Raw genomic sequence first — 9,995 nt, forward strand, 5'->3', positions numbered from 1 at the left:
GGGGGGGGTGACGACCCGGGGCCGCGCGGGCCGCCCGCCCAACCCCGCCCCACCCCGCGCCGCACCGCGCCCGGACCCCCTGGGGGCGGGTCCGGGCGCGGATACGGATACGGATACGGACGCGGATACGGATATCGACGCGCATACGGGCGCGGGCGCGGCGCTACGCGGTGATCGTCGCCCGCCGGCGCTCCCCGGCGGCGGTGTCGCGCGTGGCGCGCGAGGAGAACAGCCGGTCCAGCGACAGGGCGCCGGGGCCGGTGAACACGAGCAGGACGAAGGCCCAGCAGAAGAGCGCGGCGGGCTCACCGCTGTTCTGGAGGGGGAACAGGGCTTCCGGCTGATGGACCTTGAAGTACGCGTACGCCATGGAACCGGAGGCGATGAACGCGGCGCTGCGGGTGCCGAGGCCCAGCAGCACCAGACCGCCGCCGACGAGCTGGATCACCGCCGCGTACCAGCCGGGCCAGCTGCCCGTCTCGACGGTGCCGCCGCTGCCGGCCGTGCCGCCGAGGATTCCGAAGAGGGCTGCCGCGCCGTGGCAGGCGAAGAGCAGACCCAGGGCGATCCGGAAGAGGCCGAGCGCGTACGGCTGGGCCCGGTTCAGCGTGGGGGCCAGTGACGTCATGGGGACTCCTGTGGGGGGAGAGGATCCGACGCGCCAAAGTTAGGCTCCCCTCATCAGTGCTTGCAAGTTCAACAAGCGGTCGTGGGGGGTTTCTCATCCGAATCTCATCACAGGCCCCGTGTCCTCTCGGGAGGGGCGCCGGAACCGGTAACGGCCTCCGGTTTCAGCGCGGTGCGATCGGCTCCGTCCGCGCGGTCAGCTCCCGCTCATCGGCGGCCACCAGCCGCGCGAACGCGCCCGCCTCCTGCGCCCGCTGAGCCTGGTCGAGCCGCAGACGGGCCGAACGGCCGTGCAGCGTCAGCGTCATCAGCTGATTGCCGAACCAGGGCCCGCCCGTCCGGTCCCAGTGCACGGACGGCCGGCCCGCCCGGCCGTGGCGTGCCAGCAGATGGCCCAGCCGGCGGCCCGTCCGGCTCCAGCCGAAACGGAATCCCCACTGGACGGAACGGGGGATGGAGTTGTGCACAGGGGAACAGGTCAGCTGGAGCACCCGGGAGTCCGGGTCGCCCGCGCCGCGCCAGTCCGGCTCGGCGACATACGCGTGGTGCACATCGCCCGAGAGGACGCAGATGGTCGCCGGGGCGTCATCGCCGGTACCGGTCTCGGCGATCAGCCGGGTCAGCGCCTCGAAGGAGTCGGGGAAGGCCGCCCAGTGCTCCAGGTCCGCCCGTCTGCGTACATTCTCGCCGAATCCCGCCCAGCGGGGGCCGCGCTCGCCCCGGCACAGGGCGGCGTTCCAGCTCTCCGCGTCATGGATCAGCGGCGGCAGCAGCCAGGGCAGGGAGGTGCCGATGAGGAGATGGTCGTACGACTCCCTGGCCGTCAGCGCCTGTTCGCGCAGCCAGCGGGCCTCGTCGGCGTCCAGCATCGCCCGGTGCGGTTCGTCCAGGACCCGGGCGGCCCGTGTGTCGACCATCAGCAGCCGGGTCCGGCCGAAGTCGCGGCGGTAACTCCAGCGCGCGTGGGCCGGGTCGGCGTCGGCGCGGGCGGCGAACTCCCGCAGCGGGGCGGTGCCGTCGGGGGACTCCCGTACGGCCGTGTACAGCTCGTCCGCGGCCAGTGCGGCGGGGGAGAGATTGCCGAGGTGCTGATAGACCCAGTACGACATCAGCCCGCTGAGCACCCGCTCCTCCCACCAGGGCACGGTCCGCATCTCGGCCAGCCAGGAGGCGCTGGTGTTCCAGTCGTCGATCAGATCGTGGTCGTCGAAGATCATGCAGCTGGGGACGGTGGAGAGCAGCCAGCGCACCTCGGGGTCGAGCCAGGATTCGTCGTAGAGCCGGGTGTACTCCTCGTAGTCCGCCACATCCGCGCCCGGCGGCTCGGTGATGTCGCGGCGCTCGGCGATCCAGGCGCGGGTCGCCTTGGAGGTCTCGTCCGCGTACACCTGGTCGCCGAGGAGCAGCAGGACGTCGGGGCGCGCGGCCGTGGGGTCGGCGGCGAGCCGGGCGGCGAGGGTGTCGAGGGCGTCCGGGCCGACGGGGTCGTGCTCGCCGACGGGCGCGGCCGACCAGCGGCACGAGCCGAACGAGACCGTGACGCCCGCCGACGGCACCTCGGGGGCGCTGATGGTGGACGCCGGGAAGCGGGAGCCGGACAGCGGCCAGACGCGGTCGCCGTCGAGCAGCACCTCGTACGGCGTGGTCGTGCCGGGGGTCAGGCCGGTGACCGTGATCAGCGCGTAGTAGTGGTCCGCCACCCGGAAGGTGGGCGCCGAGCCGCCCGCTCCGTCGGCGCACCGGACCTCGGCCGTGCAGGGCCGGTTGGTCTCGACCCAGACGGTCGCGCTGCCGCCGGTGTCCCAGTCGACGTACCGCAGCAGTGGTCCCAGGCGCAGTCCGGCGGTGCCGGCCATAGATGTCCCCTCCGTCGTTCTCCGTCGCCCCGTACGGTACGGAACGACGGAGGGGTACGGACAGGTTCCGGGCCCCCGGCGGTGCGGCCGGGGGCGGGGCGGGTTATGCGGCCCCGGTGGTGCGGGTGGGGCGGGTTATGCGGCCCCCGGTGGTGCGGGTGGGGCATGGGCGCCGGGTGGGACGGGCCAGGGGCCGGGTCAGCAGCCGTTCAGGACCGACTGGAGCGCGTTCTTCTCCGCCGAGTCCACGGTCATGCCGTAGTGGTGCTTCACCTGCACCCACATCCGGGCGTAGAGGCAGCGGTAGGACGTGCGCGGGGGCAGCCACTCGGCGGGGTCCTTGTCGCCCTTGGCCTGGTTGACGTTGTCGGTGACGGCGATGAGCTGCGGGCGGGTGAGGTCGTTGGCGAACGCCTGGCGGCGCGGGGTGGTCCAGCGGGCGGCGCCCGAGCGCCATGCCTCGGCCAGCGGCACGATGTGGTCGATGTCCACGTCGGACGCGGCCCGCCAGGTCGCGCCGTCGTACTCCGAGTACCAGGTCCCGGCGGTCGCGGCGCAGGCGGCGTTCTGGACGACATCGCGGCCGTCGCGCTTGAGGACGACCTCACGGGTGTTGCAGGTGCCCGACTGGGTGCTCCAGTGCGGGAACAGATCGCGGCTGTAGCCGCTGGAGGAACCTTCCGCCTGAACGGTGAGCTGTCCCAGATAGGTACGGGCGGTGGCGGCGGACACGGGGGTCGGCGGGGCGGCCTGCGCGGCGGGGGCGGTGGCCAGCAGACCGGTGACGGTGAGGGCGGCGGTCGCGGCGAGAACGGCCGTACGGCGGAGGCGGGACGCGGCTGTGCGGTGGACGTGAGGCATGGCCGTGCGGCGGACGTGACGCGCGTAGATTCCGGGCATGCGAACTCCTCTGATGTGGGGGGAGCCCCGCCCTGAGGGCGTGGCCGGGCGGCGGCGCCCGGTTTCGCGGGATGGGCGCCGACACCAGAGTGGCCGACATGTTCACGTCAGTTCAAGGGCTGATGGCCAGGCAGATCCCGCTGGCAGCCGTGGGGTTGGCCATAGGATTACGGGGTGCTGCTGCCGGTAAATGTCACGTTCGGGGTGGTTCTGGCCGTTCTGCTCGTCGTCGCCGCGACCGTGGCCGCCGTCGCCCATCTGAGGCGGCCCCGCGAGATCGCCGTGGCCGGGGTGCGGGCCGCCGTCCAGCTCGCCGCCGTCTCCCTGGTCATCGGCTGGGTGGTCGACTCACTCCCGCTGCTGCTCGCCTTCGTGCTGCTGATGTACGCCGTCGCCGTACGCACCGCCGGGCGGCGCGTCACCCGCAACGCGACCTGGTGGTGGGCCTGGCTGCCCATCGCCGCGGGTGTCTTTCCGGTGGTCGCCGCGCTGCTGCTCACCGGGCTCGTGCCGCTGAAGGGCATCGCGCTCGTCCCGGTGGCCGGGATCCTCATCGGCGGCGCGCTCACCGCCACCGTGCTCGCCGGGCGGCGGGCCCTGGACGAGCTGCGGCTGCGCCACGGCGAGGTGGAGGCGGGCATGGCGCTCGGCCTCCCCGACCGCGACGCCCGCCTGGAGGTGGCGCGCGAGGCGGCGGCGGACGCGCTGCTGCCGGGTCTTGACCAGACGAGGACCGTGGGCCTTGTCACACTCCCCGGCGCGTTCGTCGGCATGCTGCTGGGCGGGGCGTCTCCCCTGCTGGCGGGGGCGGTCCAGCTGTTCGTCCTCGTCGGGCTGATGGCGGTGCAGGCGATCGCCGTCGCGGCGGTGCTGGAACTGGTGGCGCGGGGGCGGATGTACCGGGAGCCGGGGGAGGGGGGCGGGTAGCCGGGCTTCGGGGGTGATCCTTGTGCTCGGGGTGCTCGGGGGATGCGTGTCGGGGCTTGGCGGTGGTGCTCCAGGTCCGGGGGTGCGTGCCCCGGGTGTCCCCGGGGGCTTGGGCAGGGGCTCGGCGGGCGCGCTCTGGGGTCCGCGCGCCGGTTGGCGTACCCTGAACGGAGCAGAAGGGGAGTAGCTCTTCGCCGGAACGTCGACATACTGCTGGGCTCGCGCCCGGCCGGCGCCCGGAGGCGGGTTCTCCCAGGGACTGTCTCACCTGTGTATCCCGGTGTCCGTCCCTGGAGATCCGCCAGCGAGACCTTCGGCCGCAGTGTCCTGTAGACGCTGCCGTGCCGAAGCGACCCCTTTCTCGGGGCAGGTCTCTCGGTGCGGGCAGCCCGACCGATGAGGAATCCATCCGTGATCAGCTTCACTGTCATGGCGATCACCTTCGGCGTCGTCTTTCTCGCCGAACTCCCCGACAAGACCGCGCTCGCCGGCCTGATGCTCGGTACGCGCTATCGCGCCTCCTATGTCTTCGCCGGGGTCGCGGCCGCCTTCGTGGTCCATGTCGCGCTCGCGATCGCGGCGGGCAGCGTACTGACCCTGCTGCCGCAGCGGCTGGTGCAGGGGGTCGTCGGCGCCCTGTTCCTGGTGGGAGCGCTGGTGCTGCTCCTGAGGAAGAGCGACGACGACGAGGAGAACATCAAGGCCCCGGCGGACCAGTCCTTCTGGAAGGTCTCCGGGGCGGGGTTCATGCTGATCCTCGTCGCCGAATTCGGCGATCTGACCCAGATCATGACCGCGAATCTCGCGGCGCGGTACGACAGCCCCGTCTCGGTGGGGCTCGGTGCGGTGCTGGCGCTCTGGGCGGTGGCGGGGATCGGGATCCTGGGCGGGCGGACGCTGATGCGATACGTACCGCTCCGGCTGATCACGAAGGTGGCGGCGGGGGTGATGCTGGTGCTGGCGGGCTTCAGCCTCTACGAGGCACTGGGGTAGGGCCTCCGGCCCTACGCTGCCGGGTGCCTGGTTTCGAACGGTGGCAGGACCGGTGCGGGTGGGGCCGTTGCTCCTGTGCCGTAGGAGGTGCGGGCGCACTCAGCCTGTCTTGGTGGGCAGGCGCGGGCTGTTCGGCCGCACGGTCGTGGGGTCAGCGCACAGAGATCTGGAGGTGGCCGTAGGAGGGCGTCACCGTGAGAGTCGTCAGGTCGGGGACATGGAGGTCCGGGGACAGCGCCCGCGCGCGGGGGCCGACGCCCACCACACGCATCCCGGCCGCCCGCGCGGCCTGCACCCCCGCCTCCGAGTCCTCGAAGACCACACACTGCTCGGGAGCGAACCCCAACTCGGCCGCGCCCTTCAGAAAGCCCTCCGGGTCCGGCTTGCTCGCGCCGACACGTTCCGCGGTGACACGGACGCGCGGCATCGGGAGGCCCGTCGCCGTCATCCGGGCCTGGGCCAGCGCCTCGTCCGCCGATGTCACCAGCGCGTGCGGCAGCCCGGCGAGCGAGGCCATGAAGGCCACCGCCCCGGGCACGGGCACGACCCCGTCCGTGTCCGCCGTCTCCTGCGCGAGCATCACCGCGTTGTCCGCGTGATTCCGCTCCATCGGCCGGTCGGGCAGCAGGGCCGCCATCGTGGCCCACCCCTGCCGCCCGTGGACGACCCTCAGCGTCTCCCGGGGGTCCAGCCCGTGCCGCTCCGACCACTGCCGCCAGCAGCGCTCCACCACCGCGTCCGAGTTGACGATGGTGCCGTCCATGTCGAGCAGGAGCGCTCGCGCGGTCAGGGTGCGTTCGGGCATCGGCGGACTCCGTACTCCGGGGCGGCAGCGCGGAGAGGGCCAACGCGCTCGAACAAGCGGCCCCGACCGCCGGGTGGCGGGATGCCGGAGCCACTTTGTTTATTCATGGTACAAATCAAAATCGGCCAGCGCCACCCCGGGCCCCCTCCGCAGGCCATAACCGCCCGTACCCACCACGATGGGAAGGACGCGGACCCGGAGGAGAACGGCATGGCTCAGGAAGTGAGCACCACCCCCATGAGCCCGGCCCCCGGTGAGGGCCAGAACCGCCGGGCCGTCCTGGTCGCCATCGGAGCACTGCTGCTCGGCATGCTGCTCGCCGCCCTCGACCAGACGATCGTCTCGACCGCCCTGCCCACCATCGTCAGCGAACTGGGCGGCCTGGACCATCTCTCGTGGGTGGTCACCGCCTATATGCTCGCCGCCACCGCGGCCACCCCACTGTGGGGCAAGCTCGGTGACCAGTACGGCCGGAAGAAGCTGTTCCAGGCCGCGATCGTGATCTTCCTCGTCGGCTCGGCGCTCTGCGGCATCGCCCAGAACATGCCACAGCTCATCGGCTTCCGCGCGATCCAGGGCCTCGGCGGCGGCGGACTGATGGTGCTGTCCATGGCGATCGTCGGCGATATCGTCTCGCCCCGCGAACGCGGCAAGTACCAGGGCCTGTTCGGCGCGGTCTTCGGCGCCACCAGCGTCCTCGGCCCGCTGCTCGGCGGATTCTTCACCGAACACCTCAGCTGGCGCTGGGTCTTCTACATCAATCTCCCCATCGGCGTCGTCGCGCTCTGCGTCATCGCCGCCGTACTGCACATCCCCGCCCGCCCCACCCGCCACACGATCGACTACCTCGGCACCTTCCTCATCGCCTCCGTCGCCACCTGTCTGGTTCTCGTCGCCTCACTCGGCGGCACCACCTGGGCCTGGGGGTCGGCGCGCATCATCGGGCTCGCGGTGCTCGGTGCGGTGCTGCTCGTCGCCTTCGTGTTCGTCGAGCGGCGCGCGGCGGAGCCCGTACTGCCGCTGAAGCTGTTCCGTATCCGCACCTTCACGCTGGTCGCCGTCATCAGCTTTGTCGTCGGTTTCGCGATGTTCGGCGCCATGACCTATCTGCCGACGTTCCTCCAGATCGTCCAGGGCGTCACCCCCACCATGTCCGGCGTCCATATGCTGCCGATGGTGTTCGGACTGCTGATCACCTCCACCGCTTCCGGCCAGATCGTCAGCCGGACCGGCCGCTGGAAGGTCTTCCCCCTCGCCGGCACCGCCCTGACGGCCATCGGCCTGCTGCTGCTCCACCGGCTCACCGAGTTCAGCTCCACCTGGGAGATGAGCGCGTACTTCTTCGTCTTCGGCGCCGGTCTCGGCCTGGTGATGCAGGTGCTGGTCCTGGTGGTGCAGAACGCCGTCAGCTACGACGATCTCGGCGTCGCCACCTCCGGCGCCACCTTCTTCCGCTCCATCGGCGCCTCCTTCGGCGTCGCCGTCTTCGGCACGATCTTCACCAGCCGGCTGGAGAACAAACTCGCCGCCGCGCTCAGCGGTCCTTCGGTGCCGCCCGGCGCGGACGCGGGACAGCTCGCCGCCGACCCGCGGGCGATCGCCGAACTGCCGCCCGCCCTCAGGGCATCGGCACTGCACGCGTTCGCCTCGTCGATCACCGATGTGTTCCTCTACGCGGTCCCGGTGGTCGCCGTCGCCTTCATCGTCGCCTGGTTCCTCAAGGAGGACCGGCTGCGCGGCTCGGTCACCGCGCCCGAACCGAGCCAGACCCTCGCGTCCAACCCGGTCGAGCGCTCCTCCCACGAGGAGGTGGCACGGGCGCTGTCGGTGCTCGGTTCGCGCGAGGGCAGACGCCGGGTGTACGAGAAGATCACGGCGAGCGCGGGGTACGACCTGCTGCCCGCCGCGAGCTGGCTGCTGCTGCGCATCCGCCGCCATGGGACGGTGGAGCCCGGCCTGCTCGCCGACACCACCCCCGTACCGCTGCACACCATCACCGACGCGGCCCGCCAGGTGGAGGTACGCGGCCTCGCCCGCCGTGAGGGGGTGCAGCTTGTGCTCACCGAAAGCGGTCTGACGGCCGCCGTACGCCTGGCCAAGGCCCGGGAGGAGTCGCTCGCCGAACTGCTGGGCGACTGGTGGGACCCGGACCGGCCGACGGATCTGGTGCAGCTGGTGACGGAGCTGACCGCCGAGCTGTGCGGCTCGGACCAGGAGAGACCGGACGGCCGGGAGCCGAAGCGGGACCACCGGGCACCCTGATCGGAGTGCCTTTCCGTGCCGGGCGCCCGAGCACCGGCCCGTACGGATCCGTCCGGGCCAGTGCTGTACGGGCGCGGGGGCTTCGCCTTCCAGGGCGCGGCGGTTCCACGGGAAGCCCCCGTACGTCCTATTCCTTACTCCTTGGATGCGGCTTCCTCGGATGCGGCTTCCTTGGGGGCGGCCGACTGGACCACCTCGAAGGACCACACCGTGGATCCGGTCGCCGCGGGCTTGGGACGCTCACCGCCCGCACCGCTCTCGCCGCCCTGTCCGGCCGGGCCCGCGCCGTGGGAGGCGCGCATCGACCCGGCCATCCAGGCATCGAAGTCGGCCTCGCTGCGCCAGCGCGTATAGACCAGGTACTGGTCGGTCCCCTCCATCGGGCGCAGCAGCTCGAACCACTCGAACCCGTCGGCGCTCTCCACCGACCCGGCCCGGGCGGCGAAGCGCTTCTCCAGCACTTCGCGCTGCTCGGCGGGGACGGTCAGGACATTGATCTTCACCACGCTGGCCACAGGGCATCCTTCGTCTCGGTCGAGGTCCCTCGACCGTACCCCGCGCGGTCCGCGCGGACCGCGGCAGGCATGCAGGCATGCAGGCAGTCAGTCAGGCAGGCAGGCAGACAGGTGGTCAGGCGGGCGAGCAGGACCGACGGGCGGTATGGGCGATACAGGCGATACGGCTCAGGAGGGGTTCGGCTCATCGTCCGGCGCGGGGGTCCGCGTACCGGAGCCCTGGTGCCAGACGACATTGCCGCCCTGCGCGGCGAACTGGGTGGAGTTGTCCCGGGCGATATTGGTCATCTGCCATGAGGTCCGGCCGCCGGGGAGTTCGCTCCGGAGCCGGTCGACCAGCTCGCGCAGTTCGGGCTCCGCCGCCGGGCGCTCCTCCAGGAGCAGGACCAGCCGGCGGGTCCAGACCACCGCGAGTGCCTGCCGCAGGGCGTCCGCGTCCGCCGCCCCGTCCGGCCGGGCGGCGGCATCGGCCACGGTCCGGGCATCGCCGTCCAGCTGCCCTTCGATCTGTCCTGCGGTCCGGGCCGGGCCGTCGCCGGCGTCCTCGCCGCCATCGCCGCCCGCACCGTCCCCGCGGAAGAGGCGGACCGCCCCCGCCCGGGCACTGGCCCACGCATCCGTGGCCATCGCCCCGACCAGTGCCGTCCCGCCCACTCCGGCGAGTGCCACCAGCGTCTCCGCCAACATGACCGCCCCCCCACACGTCCGGTGACGGTCCAGATTACGTCGGCGGTGCGGCGGCCGGGAGACGGCGCCGGTCAGGACATGACGCGGGCCAGGAGGAAGCCGTCGTGGCCCTTGGTGCCGACCGTCTGGACCACGGTCGCCTCCAGGCGGGGTTCCCGTGCCACCAGCTCGAACATCTCGCGGGTGGCGGCCACCGAGGGATCCGTACTGTCCTCGGCCAGGATCGCCCCACCGCGTACGACGTTGTCGACGACGATCACGCTGCCGGGGCGGGACAGCCTGAGCGCCCACTCCACGTACCGCGGATTGTTCACCTTGTCCGCGTCGATGAAGAACAGGTCGAAGGGGCCCGCGCCCGGCTCCGCCGCCAGCATCGGGAGGGTTTCCAGGGCCGGGCCCACGCGGATCTCGGCGATGGAGTCG

Annotated in this window: 10 protein-coding genes; 3 read left to right on the top strand and 7 right to left on the bottom strand. The window is 72.1% G+C overall.

Annotated elements, in window-relative coordinates:
- Positions 1–163: 163 nt before the first annotated feature.
- From ACWF94_RS22985 to ACWF94_RS22995, 3 genes are all read right to left on the bottom strand, one after another.
- Positions 164–628, bottom strand: a complete 465-nt coding sequence (locus ACWF94_RS22985; RefSeq protein WP_453491454.1) for a DoxX family protein — start codon at positions 626–628, stop codon at positions 164–166.
- A 163-nt stretch (positions 629–791) separates the two neighbouring features.
- Positions 792–2,483 carry an alkaline phosphatase D family protein gene (locus ACWF94_RS22990; protein ID WP_453491457.1) on the bottom strand — a complete coding sequence of 564 codons (1,692 nt, stop codon included), beginning with the start codon at positions 2,481–2,483 and terminating at the stop codon, positions 792–794.
- Positions 2,484–2,681: 198 nt separating this feature from the next.
- Positions 2,682–3,383 (bottom strand): HNH endonuclease family protein, encoded by a 702-nt coding sequence (locus ACWF94_RS22995; RefSeq protein ID WP_453491460.1) that lies wholly within the window; start codon positions 3,381–3,383, stop codon positions 2,682–2,684.
- Positions 3,384–3,557: 174 nt separating this feature from the next.
- Here ACWF94_RS22995 and ACWF94_RS23000 point away from each other — a divergent pair, with 174 nt between their 5' ends.
- Both ACWF94_RS23000 and ACWF94_RS23005 read left to right on the top strand, forming a co-directional pair.
- Positions 3,558–4,310 carry an ABC transporter permease gene (locus tag ACWF94_RS23000; RefSeq protein ID WP_453491463.1) on the top strand — a complete coding sequence of 251 codons (753 nt, stop codon included), beginning with the start codon at positions 3,558–3,560 and terminating at the stop codon, positions 4,308–4,310.
- Between the two features lie 411 nt (positions 4,311–4,721).
- Positions 4,722–5,303, top strand: coding sequence for a TMEM165/GDT1 family protein (locus ACWF94_RS23005; protein ID WP_453491465.1), 582 nt, complete (start codon positions 4,722–4,724; stop codon positions 5,301–5,303).
- A 151-nt stretch (positions 5,304–5,454) separates the two neighbouring features.
- Here ACWF94_RS23005 and ACWF94_RS23010 read toward each other — a convergent pair whose 3' ends face one another.
- Positions 5,455–6,108 carry an HAD family hydrolase gene (locus ACWF94_RS23010; RefSeq protein ID WP_453491468.1) on the bottom strand — a complete coding sequence of 218 codons (654 nt, stop codon included), beginning with the start codon at positions 6,106–6,108 and terminating at the stop codon, positions 5,455–5,457.
- A gap of 105 nt (positions 6,109–6,213) precedes the next feature.
- Here ACWF94_RS23010 and ACWF94_RS23015 point away from each other — a divergent pair, with 105 nt between their 5' ends.
- A complete protein-coding gene (locus tag ACWF94_RS23015; RefSeq protein WP_453491471.1) occupies positions 6,214–8,370 on the top strand; it encodes a DHA2 family efflux MFS transporter permease subunit in 2,157 nt (718 codons plus the stop codon).
- Positions 8,371–8,504: 134 nt separating this feature from the next.
- Here ACWF94_RS23015 and ACWF94_RS23020 read toward each other — a convergent pair whose 3' ends face one another.
- The 3 genes from ACWF94_RS23020 to ACWF94_RS23030 form a co-directional block, all read right to left on the bottom strand.
- Positions 8,505–8,885, bottom strand: a complete 381-nt coding sequence (locus ACWF94_RS23020; protein ID WP_453491474.1) for an antibiotic biosynthesis monooxygenase family protein — start codon at positions 8,883–8,885, stop codon at positions 8,505–8,507.
- 168 nt (positions 8,886–9,053) lie between these two features.
- On the bottom strand, positions 9,054–9,572 hold the full coding sequence (locus ACWF94_RS23025; protein WP_453491477.1) for a hypothetical protein: 519 nt from the start codon (positions 9,570–9,572) through the stop codon (positions 9,054–9,056).
- Positions 9,573–9,643: 71 nt separating this feature from the next.
- Positions 9,644–9,995: O-methyltransferase (locus tag ACWF94_RS23030; RefSeq protein ID WP_453491480.1), on the bottom strand; the 352-nt coding region annotated here is incomplete at its 5' end.

It is taken from the genome of Streptomyces sp. NPDC055078 (genome assembly GCF_053607985.1).

What these genes read in the sequence shown, in the direction of transcription:
- ACWF94_RS22995 (WP_453491460.1), bottom strand. Translation starts at nt 3,383, where the DNA reads ATGCCCGGAATCTACGCGCGTCACGTCCGCCGCACGGCCATGCCTCAC.
- ACWF94_RS22990 (WP_453491457.1), bottom strand. Translation starts at nt 2,483, where the DNA reads ATGGCCGGCACCGCCGGACTGCGCCTGGGACCACTGCTGCGGTACGTC.
- ACWF94_RS22985 (WP_453491454.1), bottom strand. Translation starts at nt 628, where the DNA reads ATGACGTCACTGGCCCCCACGCTGAACCGGGCCCAGCCGTACGCGCTC.
- ACWF94_RS23015 (WP_453491471.1), top strand. Translation starts at nt 6,214, where the DNA reads ATGGTACAAATCAAAATCGGCCAGCGCCACCCCGGGCCCCCTCCGCAG.
- ACWF94_RS23025 (WP_453491477.1), bottom strand. Translation starts at nt 9,572, where the DNA reads ATGTTGGCGGAGACGCTGGTGGCACTCGCCGGAGTGGGCGGGACGGCA.
- ACWF94_RS23010 (WP_453491468.1), bottom strand. Translation starts at nt 6,108, where the DNA reads ATGCCCGAACGCACCCTGACCGCGCGAGCGCTCCTGCTCGACATGGAC.